Raw genomic sequence first — 16,766 nt, 5'->3', positions numbered from 1 at the left:
CCCTTAATCACTCCCCTCCCGCAAGGGAGTTTCGGGTCGGTCATGCCCTCGGCATGACCTAAACGATGCGGGGCATCGTTTACCCGAAACTGGGTTGGGGGAGGGCAGGGTGCGTCGCAGAGACCTGCCCTGACCCCATTTACCCCGCCGCCCGGTCCCCCTCGGCCGGTCCCGACACCGCCATCGACAGCGTCCGCCGTAGCAGGGAGGGCGAGCATGGCTTGCCGCATCCCGCCGCACCCGGATAACGCGACTGAAGCGCGTGTTCGTCGGCATGGCCCGAATGGAAGATCAGCGGTACGCCCGCCTCGTGCAGTCGTTCGGCGGCCGGGAAGACTTCGCCGTCGCGCAGGCGAACGTCCAGGATCGCGCAGGCCAGTTCGGGCTTGTCGCCGTCCAGATGCGCCAGCACCTCCTCAACGCTGACATAGGGGCCATCGACCTGATAGCCGCCATCCTCGATGATGGACTGAAGATCCAGGGCGACGAAGAACTCGTCCTCGACCAGCAAGATGGTTTTAGTCATGCGCGAGCACCGTCTCCGGCAAGGTAAGGCTGAGCAGGAAACGCCCGTCGACGCTTTTCCGGTCCAGCGCTGCGCCCAATTGGCGTGAAGATGTCTGGACCAGCAGCGTGCCGAAGCCCTTGGCGTCGGTCTCGTCGGGCACCTGGCCGCCCTTTTTCGGTCCAGTCGAGCCGGAGTTTACCCTCGGCCAGGGCCCAGGACACTGCCAGTTCGCCCGACGGCTGGGCCAGCGCCCCATATTTGACCGAGTTGGTCGCCCATTCGTGCAGGATCAGCGCCAGCGGCGACAGGCACCGGCGGTCGACCAGCAACGGGGGGCCGTCGATGGTGATGGTCGACTGGCCGCGATAGGGCGCGATCGTCGCCTCTACCAGCGCGGCCAGGTCGATCGCCTGCTGCTCGCCTGCCGGCGAGGCGAGCGAATGGGCACGACCCAGCGTCGCGATGCGTTCGCGCACGTCGTCCGCCATCTCGGTCACGTCGTCATGCGACCGCGAAGCCGCCGAGACGATGCCGGAGATGATCGCGAACAGGTTCTTCACCCGGTGGTTCATCTCGCGCAGCATCAGCTCGCGCGTCTCCGCGATCGCATATTCGGCGGTCACGTCGATCGATACGCCGACCATCCGGTGTGGCGCCGATGCGGTGACCACCCGGCCGAAACCCTTGATCCAGCGCTCCTGGCCGTTCAGGTCGAGGCGGAAGGTCATCTCGAAATCGCCACGCCCGGCCATCGCCTCGGCCAGTGCCAGTTCGACGCCGGGCCGGTCCTCCGGGATGATCCGATCGAAGACCTGATGCACCTGATCGGCGGTGTCCCGGGCCGCGAAGCCGAACAGGTGACGGCCCGTCTCGTCGAGGAAGATCTCGCCGGTGCCGCCGCGATATTCCCATATGCCGATGCCGCCCGCCTTGATCGCCAGATCCAGCCGCTCGCGTTCGGCGGCCAGCTCGCGCTCCATGCTCAGCGCGTCGGTGATGTCGGTCAGGACCAGTGTCGCGCCATCGATCCCGTCGCCCTGCGTCCGGTAAGGCAGGATACGCAGCGACAGGGTGCGCCCGCCATCGCGCGTCGTCACCCGCTGCTGCATCGCCGAGCCGCCACCCGCGACTTCAGCGGCACCGTCGAGATAGTCGGTCGTCGCCAGCCGGGTCGAGACATCGGCCAGCAACCGTCCCCGGTCGCTGGGCTGGAGCGGGAAGATCGAACGCGCTGCTTCGGTATAGCTGCGGATGCGCAGATTGCGGTCGAGCACCACCACGGCGAGGTCGGTCGATTCGAAGAAATTGCGCAAATCGGCATTGGCGACGGTCAGCTGGTCGACCTTGGTCTTCAGCTCGTCATTGACGGTCGACAATTCCTCGTTCGTCGATTGAAGCTCCTCGTTCATCGACATCATTTCTTCGTTGGAGCTCTTCAGCTCCTCGTTCGCCGTCTCCAGCTCCTCGACGGTCGAGCGCAGCCGGTGGCGCGTCAGGCGCAGTTCGTCCTCCAGCGCCTCGATATGGTCGTCACCCGGTTCCAGATCGGCGAGGTCGCTCGCCTCGACCGGGCTGAACGGCGCGGAATCGCGGAACAGGAAGAGCAGCGATCCATCGGTCAGCGGATCGCAGACCACTTCGACCTTCTGCACGCCAAACTCGGTCGTCACCGCCACGTCGCGTGCCGCGATCCGCTTGCGCGCGTCGCGGGCCTGGCGGAGCATCGGGCCGATCACCTCGCGCAGCCCAGGGCGGGCCAGCGTCATCGCGCTCGATCCGCCGGCACGGGTCACGGGGAAGTTGAAATAGCGGCTGAGCTTGCCGAATGCCGCCAGTATGCCGCCATCCTGATTCACCACCATGCTGGGCGGGGAATAGCGGTCGACGATGCGGCGCATTGCCATGCTCTCGTCACCGCTGGGGGCGGCCCCGTCGCGCTCACCGCGTTCGCCGCGCCGACGCGGGCTGCGGCTCATGCCGCCGGGCAGGTCGATGGGGTAGGAGGGTGAGCCGGGCGAACGCTCGAACAACCGGGCATGGCCGTCGATCGCGGGGAAGAGGTGATCGAACCGCCCGACGCTTTCGGACGGTCCCAGGAACAGATAGCCGCCGGGGCGCAGCGCATAATGGAGCAGCGGCAGCACTGATTGCTGCAACCGATCGTCGAAATAGATCAACAGGTTGCGGCACGACACCAGGTCGATCCGCGAAAAGGGCGGGTCCTTGACCAGGCTGTGGTTGGAAAAGCGGATCATGTCGCGGATGGGCGCGGCGATGCTGAATCGCTCGGCGTGCGGCATGGTATAGCGTTCGCGCAGATGGGCCGGGATGTCGGCCATGGCGGAGGCGGGATAACTGCCCTCGCGCGCGATCTGGAGCATCTGTTCGTCGATGTCGGTCGCGAAGATCTGCACCGCCAGCGGCTGTCCGCTTTCGCGCGCGGCTTCGGCGAACAGCATGGCGATGCTGTACGCTTCCTCGCCGCTGGAGCAGCCCGGTATCCAGACGCGGATATCCTCGTCCGGGTCGCGTGTCCGGGACAGCGGTTCGATCGCCTTGGTCCGCAGCGTCTCGAACAGTTCGGTATCACGGAAGAAGCGGGTGACGTTGATGAGCAGGTCGCGGAACAGCGCCTCGCACTCGTCCGCATCGCTCTTGACCCGCGCCAGATAGGCCGAGCCGGTGCCGATGCCCAGAACGTGCATCCGTCGCTCGACCCGACGGACCAGGGTGGTGCGCTTATAGCCCGAAAAGTCGTGGCCGACCGCGTTGCGCAGCACCCGGCACAGATCGTCGACATGATCGGCGACGACCTCGGCCTCCTGCTCCTTCGGGTCGCCCGAGCGGCGCGCGAAAAAGCCATGAAGGCAGTCGAGAATTTCGCCGGGATGCTTGATGAAATCGACCAGCCCGGTGCCCACCGCCGACAGGGGCATCCCGTCATAACGCGCCGTTTCGGGATTCTGCACGACGCAGACCCCGCCATTTTCCTTGATCGCGCGCAGGCCCGTCGTGCCGTCCGCGCCCGTACCCGACAGGATGACGCAGGCGGCGTTGGCCTGCTGGTCGCTGGCCAGCGACAGGAAGAAATCGTCGATCGGGCGGCGCAGCCCGCGCGGCTGGACGAAGTCGGTCAACTCCAGCACGCCGTCCCGGATCGCCAGGCCCCGACCGGGCGGGATGATATAGACGCGATCCGCCTCGATCCGCTCCAACCCCTCGCATTGGCGCACTTCCAGATTGGTGTGCCGGTCGAGCAACTGGGCGAGCATGGATTCGTGATTGGGGTCGAGATGCTGGACGACGACGAACGCCATGCCGGTCGGCGCACGCGCCGGGGTCAGCATTTCGCGAAGCGCCTCCAGCCCACCCGCCGAGGCGCCGATGCCGACCACGGGCACCGGGGCGATGCCGTTATCCTGACGCGGAGCGGGTTGCGGAGCCTCGGCGTCCGCGCTCATGGAAAGGCGGCCCGGTCTAGGTCCGACAAGGTCAGCTTGGCCTGGGCGATGGTCGCGGCGGTGTTGGCGATCGCAGTCAGCGAGCCCTCCAGCACGATGCCGCTTTCCGCCAGGATCGGGGTCAGCTTGCCCAGCGTGCGGCCCAGTTCCGCGTCATAGGCGGCCAGCCGTTCGGGCTGCGACCGACTGACGTCAAATTGCGAGGCGAAGATATAGGGCATCTCGCCACCCAGGTGACGCAACTTCGACATGTAGAGCAGGTTGACGAAGGGCGAGCCGTCCTTGCGGAAATTGATGAGCATGGTGCGGACGTTCGACTGGCGATCATTGGCCAGGAATTCGTGGATACGCTCGCGGGCCTCTTCGTTTTCGGCGTCACGCTGGAGCATCCGGCAATTCCGTCCGATCACATCCTCGCTGGTATAGCCGGTCAATTCGCGAAAGCGGTGATTGATGAAGATCAAGGGACTGTCGCCTCGCGCGTCGGCGAGCGCCAAGGCGACGGGGGACTGGTCCAGATAGGCGGCCAGATGGCTGGGAATTTCAATATCGTGCACGAAATCTGGCTCCATGGCGCGCATTCGCATGGCGCCTGTCCCTCCGCAAGTGCCGGGATACCCGGTGTCCCCCAAAAACTTCACCTGTGTAAACCCGTCGAGATCACGCCGCGTTCCCGACGGGGCCGAAAATCATTGCGAAGTCGAAATGGGCGAGGGGGCCGCGGCGACGGGGCGCGGGCCCAGCCAGGCCTGACGGAAACGGGTCTGTCCGGGCGTCAGCGGCTGGCCGATGCTTTCGTTCGTGACGACCTCGATCGTCGGGTCGGCGACCAGCGTCAGGACGGCGTTGCGCTCGCCGCCGCGCTGGCGATAGACGATCGGAATATGGTCGCCGGGGGCATGGCGCGACAGGATCGCGGTCCAATCCTTCTGGTCGGCGAGCGGACGGCCATCGACGCTGACGATCCGGTCGCCCTTGTCGAGCCCGGCATCGTAGAGCGGCGTGCCCGGTATCGTCGCGGCCGTCATCTGCATGACGCCCTCGACCGGGCCCGGCATGCCGCCCGCCCAGGCGGCATTCGGGTTCTTCCTGCGCAGGGTCAGCCCCGCCTGCGCCAGCAGCGGCGCGAAGTCGGGCAGGCCGCTGGCGGTGATGCTGCGCGCGAAGACGCGGTCGGCAAAGGCCTGGTCGCCCGTCACCTGGCCCAGGGCGATGCGCAGATCGTCGGGGCGATAGCTGCGCTCGGTCTTGCCGAAGTTGCGCCAGAGCTGGCGCATATAATCGTCGAGCGACAGCTGCGGGAAATGCTGGCGCAGCTCCATGTCCAGCGCCAGCGCGATGACCGCGCCATACGGATAATAGGAAAAGAAGATGTTCGGATTGGTCGGATCGATCGACTGCGCCGCATCGACGAAGGGCGCGCGCAGGCTCATCTCCTGCGGCCCGCCATAGCGGCGTGCGGGCGAGTTGATGAGTGCGTTCAACGTGCCCGACAGCTGGCCGACATAATCGGCCACCGGCATTTCGCCCGCGCGCACCACCGCCAGCGGGCCGTAATATTGCGTGAAGCCCTCGGCGAGCCAGAGCGACGGCGTGGCATTGGCGCGGGTGAAATCGAACGGCTCCAGCTCGGCCGGGCGGATGCGCTCGACATTCCAGCTGTGGAAGAATTCGTGGCTCAGCGTCTGGATCTGCGAGAATTTGCCCGCTGCCAGCGACCGGGCCTGGCTGATAACCGTGGAATTGCGGTGCTCCATGCCGTCGCCGCTGATCTGCGGCATATAGTCGGCGAGGAAGGTGTAGGTGCCATAGTCATAGGCGGGTGTTTCGCCGAAGATCGCGATCTGTTGCGCCACGACCTTCTGCGCCATCGCGGCAAAGCGGTCGAGATCGGCGGCGCTGCCGTCATGATGGACGGTCAGGCGGATGGTGTAGGTCTTGGCCCCGTTCGTCACCGGCCAGTGACGCTCGTCCCAGGCGGACAGCTCGACGGGGCTGTCCATGAAATATTGCAGGTCGCGCGCGGTGAAGACGGTCGGATCGCTGGTCGGGGCCAGCTGCGTCGCGATCTTCCAGCCCGCTTGCGGGTGGAAGCGGACACGGATCGGCCGCGCGTCCTGCCCCACGGCCCACAGGAAGGTCGCGGGTATGTTCAACCGGGCGTGGGTCGGGTCGATCTGCGCATAGGTGCCGTCGCCCCGGTCGCCGAACAGCGTGTAGCGCACCGTCACCGTGCCGTCATGGCCCGCCACCGTCCAGCCATAGGGATCGGTTCGCTCGACGGTCAGCGGCTTGCCCGTGCCATCGACGGCGGACACCGAATAGACGTTCTTGGCGAACTCGTGCAGCGCATAGCGGCCGGGCGAGGAGCGGGCCATCTGGAAGCGGACGGGCGTGCGGTCGAGCCCGCGATAGGTGACGCTGACCTGCGCCTCGTGATGCTGGGCGCGGGGAAAGGCGATGTCATATTCGACCGGCGCCTGCGTAGCTTGCGGCGCGGAAGCGGTCTGCGCCGCAACCGGCTGCATCGCCGTGGAGGCCAGTGCCAACGCCGCCGTCATCGCCAGAAACCGCATTCCATTCCCCTTCGCGCTTGTACGGTCGCGACTTAGGCATGGAGGCGGGCCAGGGTCCACCGCTTTTCGGGAAAGGCCGATCCGCCGGGAGAAGGTCGAATCAGTGCGCTGCCCGCCCCGCAGGGCTGGTCCAGTTGTCCGAAATGTCAGGAAAATCTGGAGGCGCGACCGGGAATCGAACCCGGGTGCAAGGATTTGCAGTCCTCTGCGTCACCACTCCGCCATCGCGCCTCGATGCGTGGGAGGCGGGCATGTGTGCGGTTTTTCGCGCGGCGTCAACAGGGGAGTGTGGGGCAGCGGGAAAAAGTGTGTCCTTGAAGTGGCGCGTACCTACTCCAGTGCAAAATTCTTGCCCGCTAGGCCGCTGCCACGGTGCGGCGTAGGCTAGACCTTCGGTATTTGGTGCAGCTGAATATCCGGGAGCATCCGAAGATGGATTTGAAAAACTTTGTGTCGCAAACGCTTATTCAAATTGTGGAAGGAATTAGTGAAGCGAAGCAGCATATCGATGGCTTGGGAATAGGGGCCGCCGTTAATCCCGACCTGGTAAGTCAATCTGCACCGGATCACGCCCGCGCTAGCGACGTAGAATTCGACGTTGCCGTCACGGTTGCATCTGCTGAGCGCGATAGGGAGGGGCACCAAATCGGCGGTGGCGCAGGTGGCGTATTGGCAGTTGTTGCTCTTAGAGCAAATGCTCAAACGACGGGTGAGGGGGTTCGGGAAGCTCGTGAGGAAGCAATTAGTCGCGTAAAATTCTCGGTAAAGCTTGGCCAGCCAGGAGCGATCCGGCGTCGACAAGATCCGGTCATACCGCGCGGGGGAGTGTTTTGACGACGCTCTACGTCCTGGGATGAAGTTGCATCGCAGTGAAGAGCGTAGCTAATGCAACCACGCTTGGCGGAAATCGCCCCACGCGATAGAAGCGGCGGGAACCAATTTAGTGTATTGCACAACTAAAACGGCTGTGCGACAGGGTAGGGCGATGATGACGACCAGCAACGATTCCTCGAATTTCGACGCGATGCGCCATGCGATGGTGGCGAGCCAGCTGCGCACCACGGCGGTCAGCGACCAGCGGGTCGTCGCCGCGATGGCGCGTGTCCCGCGTGAGGCGTTCGTGCCAGAGGCGCTGCGCCCCGTGGCTTATCGCGACGGTACGCTGGATCTGGGCCAGGGCCGGGCGGTGAACCTGCCGATGGCGACCGGCCGCCTGCTGACCGAGGCGTATCTGGAGGCGGGCGACCGTGTGCTGCTGATCGGCGCGGCGACCGGCTATACCGCAGCACTGCTGGCCGGGATCGTCACCCAGGTCATCGCGGTCGAGGAAAATGCCGAGATGGTCGCCGCCGCGCGCACCGCGCTGGCCGGTGAAACCAAGGTCGAGGTCGTGCAGGGCGCGCTAAACGCCGGGCACCCCGCTGCGGCCCCCTATGACGTGCTGGTCATCGACGGCGCCGTCGAGGAACTGCCGACCGCGCTGGTCGAGCAGGTCAAGATCGGCGGCCGGATCGTCACCGGCCTGGTCGAGAACGGCGTCACCCGCCTGGCCAGCGGTCGCCGAACCGAGGGCGGCCATGGCGTCCGCGCCTTTGCCGACGCCGAATGCACCATCCTGCCGGGCTTTGCCCGTCCTCGCGCCTTCCAATTCTGAGGGACCATGCGCCTGCACCTGACTTCCTCCCTGACCTCCGGCGTTCTGATCGGGTCGGCCCTGTCGCTGGCCGGATCGGCTTCGGCGGAGACGTTGCGCGAGGCGATGGTGCGGGCGTATCAGAGCAATCCGACGATCACTGGACAGCGCGCCGCCCAGCGTGCGACCGATGAGAATGTGCCGATCGCGAAGTCGAACGGCCTGCCGTCGCTGCAATCCAACGCGCAGATCATCGACAATATCGTCGTCGCCAACAACAACTTCCTGAACCCGGAACGCGTCGGCTCGGGCCAGGTGCAATTGTCGGTGCCGCTCTATCAGGGCGGGGCGGTCAAGAATGCGGTGCGCGCGGCCGAAACGCGGGTCGATGCGGGCCGGGCGCAGTTGCGCGGGGTGGAGGCGAACCTCTTCACCAATGTCGTTGCGGCGTACATGAACGTCATCCGCGACGAGGCGATCGTCAACCTCAACACCCGCAACGTCAATGTGCTCGATACGAACCTGCGCGCCTCGCGCGATCGGTTCCAGGTCGGCGACCTGACCCGCACCGATGTCGCCCAGTCCGAGGCGCGGCTGGCGCAGGCCCGCGCGCAATTGCAGTCGGCGCAGGCGAATCTGATCTCCAGTCGCGAGAATTACATCAACGTCGTCGGCGTCGCGCCGGTCGGTCTGGAACAGCCGCCCGCGCTTCCCGCTTTGCCCGCGTCGCCCAACCAGGCAGTGGCGGTCGCACTCGACCAGAATCCGCAGCTGATCGCCGCACGGCGCTCGGCCGATGCGACCCGTTATGACATCAACGTCGCCCGTGCCAACCGGCTGCCGCGCGTGGCGGCGGTGTCGAGCGGTAACTATTTCAACTATCTTGGTTCGCTGAACGCGCCGCCGGGGGCGGGCAACGTGCCGACCTCCGGTATCAATGCGACGGTCGGGGTGCAGCTGTCCATGCCGCTGTTCCAGGGCGGTCGTCCGGCGGCGCAGGTCCGCCAGGCCGAGGCCCTGCGCGGGCAGGCGCTGGAGAACGCCACCGGCACCGAGCGGCAGGTCGTGGCGCAGGTCCGCTCCGCCTATGCCGTCTGGCAGTCGTCGCAGGAGGTGATCGCCTCGGCCGAATCGGCGGTGCGCGCCAATTCGCTGTCGCTGGAAGGCGTGCGGGCCGAGAACAGCGTCGGCACCCGCACCGTGCTCGACATCTTGAACGCCGAGCAGGAATTGCTGAACAGCCAGGTGACGCTGGTGACGGCGCGACGCGACGCCTATGTCGCGGGCTTCGCGCTGATCGCGGCGATGGGCAATGCCGAGGCGCGCGACCTGGGGCTGGACGGCGGCGCGCTGTATGATCCGGTCGCCAATTACAAGCGCGTCCGCAACCGCATCAACGACTGGGACGGCGACGGCGAGCCCGCGCCGGTCGCCAGCACCACCGCCGGAACCCCGGCCCAGACGGCGGCGATCACCCGTCCGCTCGACCCCGACGTCAACGCCCCTGTTGACAGAAGCCCCGCATTAACCACAGGTGCGGAGGCACCAAGCCGGCAATAAGGCCGGACAGGGGCCTTGGGGGCAAGAATGGGGTTTGCGGTCATGGGTGAGATCAGCGCCGAGCCGTCGATGGAAGAGATCCTTTCCTCGATCAAACGGATCATTGCCGAAGAGGGCGAAGTGCCCGCGCGCCAGCGTCGCCAGCCGCGCCCGGTGCCCGCCCCCGCAGTCGAGGATGATTCGCCCGAGGTCCTGGAACTCAGCGATCCGATGCCGTTGCGCATGAAGGTCGAGGCCGCCGCCGCCGCCCGCGCCGCCGAATCGGCGATGCGCGCCGTCGCGCCGGAACCGGCCCCGGCACCCGTTCCCACGCCTGCGCCCGAGCCGGTGGCGCAGGTTGCCGCGCCCGCGCCCGCCGCTGCGCCTGTTCAGGCGGATGCGGACGATGCCGAAGAGGCGATCGTTTCCCCTCGCGTCGCCGAGGCCAGCCGTGGTTCCCTGGAGGCGCTCAGCCGTATGATGGTCAAGCCCGAACCCACCAGCGACGGCACCCTCGAAGGGCTGGTCCGCGACATGCTTCGCCCGATGCTGCGCGAGTGGCTCGACACTCATCTGCCCGAGATGGTCGAGGCGATGGTCGCGCGCGAAATCGCCCGGATCACGCGCGAAGGCCGCTGATCCTGTCCGCCGGCTTTTCCATACAGGGGGAACCGGCGGCACGCGTCCGGGTTCGATGGTCATGAACCCGACACCCGAGACGCCCGATCTGTCGAAATCGACGCGCTCGCACGTGTCGTCCCCGCCGATCGCCGATGCGAAACAGCCGCATTCGGGCCAGTCGGACATCTTCTTCGCCGCCGTGAAGACGACGCGGATGCCGATGATCGTCACCGATCCGCGCCAGCCGGACAATCCCATCGTCTTCTGCAACGAAGCGTTCAGCTTCATGACCGGCTATTCCGAGGAAGAAATTCTCGGCACCAATTGCCGGTTTCTTCAGGGCCCGGAAACCGACCGCGACGTGGTGGCGCAGGTTCGCGCGGCGATCGAGCGACGCGACGAGATCGCGGTCGAGCTGCTCAACTATCGCAAGAACGGCTCGACCTTCTGGAACGCGCTGTTCGTCTCGCCGGTCTATGACGATGCGGGCGAACTCGTCTATTTCTTCAGCAGCCAGCTCGACATCTCGCGCCGCCGCGAGGCCGAGGATGCGCTGCACGAGGCGCAGAAGATGGAGGCGGTCGGCAAGCTGACCGGCGGCATCGCGCACGACTTCAACAATCTGCTCCAGGTCATCATCGGCTATGCCGACATCCTGGAGGCGCGGATCGACGATGGCGATCGCAGCGGCCGACGCGCGGTCGAGGCGATCGGCGCGGCGGCGGCGCGCGGCGCGACCCTCACGCAGCAGCTCCTCGCCTTTGCCCGCAAGCAGGAGCTGCGCGACCGGCTGCTCAACTTCAACCAGCTGATCGAGGATTTCCGCCCGATCCTGAACCGGACGGCGGGCGAAAGCGTGATCGTCCGCCAGCGGCTGGAAGAGAATCTCTGGAACTGCCGGATCGACCCGGTTCAGGCCGAGATGGCGCTGCTCAACATCGTCAGCAACGCGCGCGAGGCGATCGGCCGTCACACGGGGCAGGGTGAGGTCACCATCTCGACCCGCAACGTGATCCAGTCCGGTGACAGCCCCGAGGGGCCCGCCAATCTGGAACCCGGCGAATATGTCATGGTGCGCGTCGCCGATGACGGGCCGGGCATCGATCCGCAGATCGCCGACAAGATATTCGATCCGTTCTTCACCACCAAGGAGATGGGGAAGGGGGCCGGGCTGGGCCTCGCCATGGTCTATGGCTTCATGCGCCAATCGGGCGGGCTGGCCACGGTCGAACCCGATGCGGAGGGCGCGGCGATCGCGCTGTATTTCCCACGCGCCGCCGGTGTCACCGAACGCCGCACGACGCCGATCCAGCCCGCGCGGAGCGGCGGGGTCGAGCGGGTGCTGATGGTCGAGGATCAGGAGGATGTCGGCGATCTGGGTCGGTCGATGCTGGAGGATCTGGGCTATGACGTCGTCCTGACCCGCAGCGCGCGCGAGGCGCTGGACCATCTGGCGAAGAACAGCGAGTTCCAGCTGCTGTTCACCGACATATTGATGCCCGGCGGCATGAACGGCGTCGCGCTGGCGCAGGTGGTGCGGCGCGATTATCCACATCTGTCGGTCCTGTTGACCACCGGCTTTGCCGACGAGGCGATCGACGAAGGTGCACGCTCCTATGAGCTGATCCGCAAACCCTATCGCCGCGCCGAGCTGAACGAGCGGATCCGAGCGGTGCTCGACCGGCCGGGCGCCCGGACCTGACAAATTCCTCCTCTGCAAGGGGAGGAATGAGTCGCCAGGCATCCCGTACCGTATAGCATCTGGCGTCACGCGGCGCGGGTGATTAAGGCAGCGGCATGACTGAGCTGCCCAAGACGTTCGACCCCGCCGCAATCGAAGCCCGCTGGTATGGCCATTGGGAGGAAAAGGGCCTGTTCCGCCCCGACCGCCCGAACGCCGAGCCCTGGACGATCGTCAACCCGCCGCCCAACGTGACCGGGAACCTGCATATCGGCCACGCGCTGGACAACACGTTGCAGGATATCCTGGTCCGCCATGCCCGATTGAAGGGCAAGGACGCGCTGTGGGTGGTCGGCACCGACCATGCGGGCATCGCGACCCAGATGGTGGTCGAGCGCCAGATGAACGCGCGTGGCGAAAAGCGCACCGACTTCACCCGCGACCAGTTCCTGGAAAAGGTCTGGACCTGGAAGGCGGAGAGCGGCGGCCAGATCACCGGCCAGCTTCGCCGCCTAGGCTGCTCGATGGACTGGGCGAACGAACGCTTCACCATGGACGAGGGCTTCAGCAAGGCGGTGCTGAAGGTCTTTGTCGACCTGTACGCCCAAGGCCTGCTCTATCGTGACAAGCGGCTGGTCAACTGGGATGCCGGGCTGGGCACCGCGATCAGCGACCTGGAGGTCGAGACGCGCGAAGTGAAGGGCAGCTTCTGGCGCCTGCGCTATCCGCTGGCCGACGGATCGGGCTTTATCGAGGTCGCGACGACGCGGCCCGAGACGATGCTCGCCGATATGGCGGTCGCGGTCCACCCGGACGATGCGCGCTACACCGCGATGATCGGCAAGCAGGTGCGCCTGCCCATCACCGGCCGTCTGATCCCGATCGTCGCCGACGAACATGCCGATCCCGAACTGGGATCGGGCGCAGTCAAGATCACGCCCGGCCATGACTTCAACGACTTCGAGGTCGGCCGCCGTGCGGGCATTGAGGCACGCGATATGCTCAACATGCTCGATGCCAAGGCGTGCATCGTCCAGACGGCGGACGGACTGATCCCCGACGCCTTCCTGGGCCTGTCGACCGCGGAGGCGCGCAAGGCCGTCGTCGCGCGGCTGAAGGACGAAGGCGTCCTGATCCCGCATATCGACAAGGACGGCGAAGAGCATGACGCCGAGCCGCGCACGATCCAGACGCCGTTCGGCGACCGCTCCGGCGTGGTGATCGAGCCCTGGCTGACCGACCAATGGTATGTCGACGCCAAGACGCTGGCCCAGCCCGCGATCCAGGCGGTGCGCGGCGGCGACATCAAGATCGTGCCGCAGGCGTGGGAAAAGACCTTCTTCAACTGGATGGAGAATATCCAACCCTGGTGCGTCAGCCGTCAGCTTTGGTGGGGGCACCAGATTCCGGCGTGGTTCGCCGAGGATGGCCGCGTGTTCGTCGCCGAAAGCGAGGACGAGGCGCAGGCGCAAGCGGGTGAGGGCGTCGTCCTGACCCGCGACTCCGACGTGCTCGACACCTGGTTTTCCTCCGCGCTCTGGCCCTTCGCGACGCTGGGCTGGCCCGACAACAGCGACAAGACGCTGGCGGGGCGTTACCCCAATGACGTGCTCATCTCCGGCTTCGACATCCTGTTCTTCTGGGATGCACGGATGATGATGCAGGGCATGCACTTCATGGAAGCTGTGCCCTTTAAGACTCTGTATCTCCACGGTCTTGTCCGCGCCGCCGATGGCTCGAAAATGTCGAAGTCGAAGGGTAACACGGTCGATCCGCTGGGCCTGATCGACCAATATGGCGCCGACGCGCTGCGCTTCTTCATGGCGGCGATGGAGAGCCAGGGCCGCGACATCAAGATGGATGAGCGCCGGGTCGAGGGTTATCGCAACTTCGCGACCAAGCTGTGGAACGCGGCGCGCTTCGCCCAGGCCAACGGCATCGGCGCATCGACCACGCTGGAGGCTCCGAACGCCAGCCTCGCGGTCAACAAGTGGATCATCGCCGAGACGGTGAAGACCGTGCAGGCGGTCGATATGGCGCTGGCCGATTATCGTTTCGACGGCGCGGCGAACGCGATCTACCAGTTCGTCTGGAGCCGCTTCTGCGACTGGTATCTCGAACTCATCAAGCCGGTCCTGCAGGGCGGCGAAGAGGGCGGTGAGGAAACGCGCGCGGTCGCGGGTTGGGTGCTCGACCAGATTTTGGTCCTGCTCCACCCGTTCATGCCCTTCATCACCGAGGAGCTGTGGCACGCCATGGGCGCGCGCGATCATGACCTGATCGTGGCGCAGTGGCCGATGGCCGACGCCCGCGCGCTCGACCCCGAGGCGGAGCGGGAGATCGACTGGCTGATCCGTCTGGTCAGCGAAATCCGCGCCGCGCGCACCGAACTGAACGTGCCGCCGGGTGCGCGTCTGCCGATGCACGTCCGCGAAGCCCATGCCGATACGCAGGCGCGTCTCTTGCGGCAGGCGTCGGCGCTGGCGCGTCTCGCCCGCGTCGAGGCGGCTGATGACGACGCGACCGGCGGTGCGGCGCAAGTGGTGGTGGACGAGGCAACCTTCGTACTGCCGCTGGAGGGCGTGATTGACCTCGACGCCGAGCGCCAGCGCCTGACCAAGGCGATCGCGGCGGTGGAGAAGGAGCGCGACGCGCTGGGCGGGCGGCTGAGCAACGCCAGCTTCGTCGAACGCGCCAAGCCCGAAGCGGTCGAAAAGGCCCGCGCCGACCACGCCGACAAGATGGCGGAGGCCGCACGCCTGCACGCGGCGCTAGGCCGTTTGGGCTGACCCCAAATCCTCCCCATCGTCAGATGGGGAGGGGGACCGCGCCCGCAGGGCGTGGTGGAGGGGCGAGGGGCAAAGCCCCTCCACCATCGCTTTGCGATGGTCCCCCTCCCCAAGCAGAGCTTGAGGAGGATTTGCCTTACCCCTGTTCCCCCAAGCGCCGGAGCCGCCGGATACGCGGCTCGCGCTGGAGTTGCGCCTCTCGCCGGATAACCTGCCGCAGCTCATCCCGCTTTTCGTGGATCGACGCGATCACCGGCCCCATCGCGACGCCCAGATCGACCAGCACCGCCTCCGAAAGCTGCAGCGAGCTTTCCAACGTCTCGGGCACCGCCTCGCTGACGCCTGCGCGATAGAGTTCGGTCGCATGCGCCATGTCGCGGGCGCGCGCGATGATCGGCAGGTCGGGCGCGGTCTCGCGGATGCGCCGGGCCAGCCTGACGGTCAGCACCGGATCATCCATGGTCAGGATCAGCGCCCGCGCGGCGGGCAGGTTCAGCCGATCCACCAGCTCGGCCCGCGCCACATCGCCGAACAAGACCGGATAGCCCGCACGCCGCGCTTCGCCGACCGAGTCGATATCCGCCTCGACCGCGACATAGCGCTGTCCATGGACGGTCAGCATGTCGGCGATCATCTTGCCGACGCGACCGAAGCCGATGATGACCGTGCGTCCGGTATCGCCATCGGTGTCGGGCGCGGGCGGCAGGTCGCCGCTGCGCGCTTCGATCCGGCGGGAGATCACGCGGCCCGCCTTGGCGAGCAACGGGGTGATGGTCAGGCCGATCGCCGTCACCGTCTGCCAGAATGCGGCAGTCGATGGCAGGATCAACTGCGCCTGCGCCGCCGTCCCCAGCACGATCAGCGTGGTTTCGGACGGGCTGCCCATCAGCAGCCCCGTCTCCGCCGCGACGCCGCGCCGGGCATGGGCGATCCGAAGCAACAGATAGGTGACGATCGCCTTGACCGCGACGATCCCGACCACCGCCAGCAGCAGCGAGTCCCAGTTCCGTGCGATCAACCGCAGGTCCAGGCTCATGCCGACCGTAATCAGGAACACGCCGAGCGCCAGGCCCTTGAACGGGGCGGTCATCACCTCGACTTCCGAATGATATTCGGTCTCGGCGATCAGCAGGCCAGCGAGCAGCGCACCAACGATGGGCGACAGCCCGGCGGCGGTCGTCGCCACGCTGGCAACGATGACGACGAGCAACGAGGCGGCGAGGAACAGCTCGGGGCTCTTGGTGCGCGCGGCCTGGGCGAAAAGGCGCGGCAGGACCAACTTGCCGCCGAGATACATGGCCACCACCGTCAGTCCGCCACGAAGTGCGACACCCGCAATACCGACCCAGCCTTCGTCGCTGGCGGTCGGCGCCATCGCGCCCAGCGCGAAGATGATCGGGACCAGCGCCAGATCCTCGAACAACAGCATCGCGAATGCGCCGCGCCCGACCGGACTGGTCGTGCCGACCAGTGGCAACACCAGCGCGGTGGAGGACAGGGTCAGCGCCAGGCCCAGCCCGATCGCTCCGGCCCAGCCTTGCCCCAGCATGTGGAGCGCGATGCCGATCAGCGCGGCCGAGCCGATCAACTCGGCCGCACCAGTCCCGAACACCAGTCGCCGCATCGCCCAAAGCCTGCGAAAGGACAGCTCCAAGCCAATGGAAAACAGCAATAAGATGATGCCGAACTCGGCGAATGGCTCGATCGACTCCGGGTTGGAAATGGTCAGATAATAGAGCCAGGGCGCATGGGGGACGAGCGACCCCAGCCCGGCCGGGCCGACCAGCAGGCCGACCAGGATGAACCCGATCACCGGGCTGACCCGGAAGCGGGCAAAGGCCGGAATGACGATCCCCGCCGAACCGAGGATCACGAGGGCGTCGGAAAAGCCCTGATTGTCTAACCGAAGTGCCATGGCGACAGACTAACCCGCCTTTGCCGCGCTTGTCAGGTCGTTA

Annotated in this window: 11 protein-coding genes and 1 tRNA gene; 6 read left to right on the top strand and 6 right to left on the bottom strand. The window is 66.3% G+C overall.

What is annotated here, in order from left to right; genetic code table 11:
• Nucleotides 1-139: 139 nt before the first annotated feature.
• The 5 genes from AC1GI4_RS04550 to AC1GI4_RS04530 all read right to left on the bottom strand — a co-directional run bounded on the left by AC1GI4_RS04550 (nt 140) and on the right by AC1GI4_RS04530 (nt 6,776).
• On the bottom strand, nt 140-526 hold the full coding sequence (locus tag AC1GI4_RS04550) for a response regulator (protein ID WP_479628718.1): 387 nt from the start codon (nt 524-526) through the stop codon (nt 140-142).
• Nucleotides 523-3,969: a CheR family methyltransferase gene (locus AC1GI4_RS04545; protein WP_479628717.1), complete on the bottom strand. Its 3,447-nt coding sequence runs from the start codon at nt 3,967-3,969 to the stop codon at nt 523-525. The genes AC1GI4_RS04550 and AC1GI4_RS04545 overlap by 4 nt, the downstream gene beginning before the upstream one ends.
• A complete protein-coding gene (locus AC1GI4_RS04540; protein ID WP_479628716.1) occupies nt 3,966-4,526 on the bottom strand; it encodes a PAS domain-containing protein in 561 nt (186 codons plus the stop codon). The genes AC1GI4_RS04545 and AC1GI4_RS04540 overlap by 4 nt, the downstream gene beginning before the upstream one ends.
• A gap of 132 nt (nt 4,527-4,658) precedes the next feature.
• Nucleotides 4,659-6,545 carry a M61 family metallopeptidase gene (locus AC1GI4_RS04535; protein ID WP_479628715.1) on the bottom strand — a complete coding sequence of 629 codons (1,887 nt, stop codon included), beginning with the start codon at nt 6,543-6,545 and terminating at the stop codon, nt 4,659-4,661.
• 157 nt (nt 6,546-6,702) lie between these two features.
• Nucleotides 6,703-6,776: transfer RNA gene (locus AC1GI4_RS04530), tRNA-Cys, on the bottom strand.
• A 171-nt stretch (nt 6,777-6,947) separates the two neighbouring features.
• On the opposite strand from AC1GI4_RS04530, the gene AC1GI4_RS04525 reads away from it, so the two are divergent.
• From AC1GI4_RS04525 to AC1GI4_RS04500, 6 genes are all read left to right on the top strand, one after another.
• Nucleotides 6,948-7,379, top strand: coding sequence for a hypothetical protein (locus AC1GI4_RS04525; protein ID WP_479628714.1), 432 nt, complete (start codon nt 6,948-6,950; stop codon nt 7,377-7,379).
• 151 nt (nt 7,380-7,530) lie between these two features.
• Nucleotides 7,531-8,199 (top strand): protein-L-isoaspartate O-methyltransferase family protein, encoded by a 669-nt coding sequence (locus AC1GI4_RS04520; protein WP_479628713.1) that lies wholly within the window; start codon nt 7,531-7,533, stop codon nt 8,197-8,199.
• Between the two features lie 6 nt (nt 8,200-8,205).
• Nucleotides 8,206-9,738: a TolC family outer membrane protein gene (locus tag AC1GI4_RS04515; protein WP_479628712.1), complete on the top strand. Its 1,533-nt coding sequence runs from the start codon at nt 8,206-8,208 to the stop codon at nt 9,736-9,738.
• A gap of 42 nt (nt 9,739-9,780) precedes the next feature.
• Entirely contained in the window at nt 9,781-10,356 is a 576-nt protein-coding gene (locus tag AC1GI4_RS04510; RefSeq protein ID WP_479628711.1) for a DUF2497 domain-containing protein, read from the top strand.
• A gap of 61 nt (nt 10,357-10,417) precedes the next feature.
• Nucleotides 10,418-12,040 (top strand): histidine kinase famiy protein, encoded by a 1,623-nt coding sequence (locus AC1GI4_RS04505; protein ID WP_479628710.1) that lies wholly within the window; start codon nt 10,418-10,420, stop codon nt 12,038-12,040.
• Between the two features lie 95 nt (nt 12,041-12,135).
• Nucleotides 12,136-14,808, top strand: a complete 2,673-nt coding sequence (locus AC1GI4_RS04500; RefSeq protein WP_479628709.1) for a valine--tRNA ligase — start codon at nt 12,136-12,138, stop codon at nt 14,806-14,808.
• Between the two features lie 136 nt (nt 14,809-14,944).
• Here the strand turns inward: AC1GI4_RS04500 and AC1GI4_RS04495 are convergent, their stop codons facing one another.
• Nucleotides 14,945-16,723: a cation:proton antiporter domain-containing protein gene (locus AC1GI4_RS04495; RefSeq protein ID WP_433910998.1), complete on the bottom strand. Its 1,779-nt coding sequence runs from the start codon at nt 16,721-16,723 to the stop codon at nt 14,945-14,947.
• Nucleotides 16,724-16,766 lie beyond the last annotated feature (43 nt).

It is taken from the genome of Sphingomonas sp. 77B (genome assembly GCF_056497825.1).
This window is presented reverse-complemented; position numbering and strand designations above follow the sequence as displayed.

What these genes read in the sequence shown, in the direction of transcription:
- AC1GI4_RS04550 (WP_479628718.1), bottom strand. Translation starts at nt 526, where the DNA reads ATGACTAAAACCATCTTGCTGGTCGAGGACGAGTTCTTCGTCGCCCTG.
- AC1GI4_RS04545 (WP_479628717.1), bottom strand. Translation starts at nt 3,969, where the DNA reads ATGAGCGCGGACGCCGAGGCTCCGCAACCCGCTCCGCGTCAGGATAAC.
- AC1GI4_RS04535 (WP_479628715.1), bottom strand. Translation starts at nt 6,545, where the DNA reads ATGCGGTTTCTGGCGATGACGGCGGCGTTGGCACTGGCCTCCACGGCG.
- AC1GI4_RS04520 (WP_479628713.1), top strand. Translation starts at nt 7,531, where the DNA reads ATGATGACGACCAGCAACGATTCCTCGAATTTCGACGCGATGCGCCAT.
- AC1GI4_RS04515 (WP_479628712.1), top strand. Translation starts at nt 8,206, where the DNA reads ATGCGCCTGCACCTGACTTCCTCCCTGACCTCCGGCGTTCTGATCGGG.
- AC1GI4_RS04510 (WP_479628711.1), top strand. Translation starts at nt 9,781, where the DNA reads ATGGGTGAGATCAGCGCCGAGCCGTCGATGGAAGAGATCCTTTCCTCG.
- AC1GI4_RS04505 (WP_479628710.1), top strand. Translation starts at nt 10,418, where the DNA reads ATGAACCCGACACCCGAGACGCCCGATCTGTCGAAATCGACGCGCTCG.
- AC1GI4_RS04500 (WP_479628709.1), top strand. Translation starts at nt 12,136, where the DNA reads ATGACTGAGCTGCCCAAGACGTTCGACCCCGCCGCAATCGAAGCCCGC.
- AC1GI4_RS04495 (WP_433910998.1), bottom strand. Translation starts at nt 16,723, where the DNA reads ATGGCACTTCGGTTAGACAATCAGGGCTTTTCCGACGCCCTCGTGATC.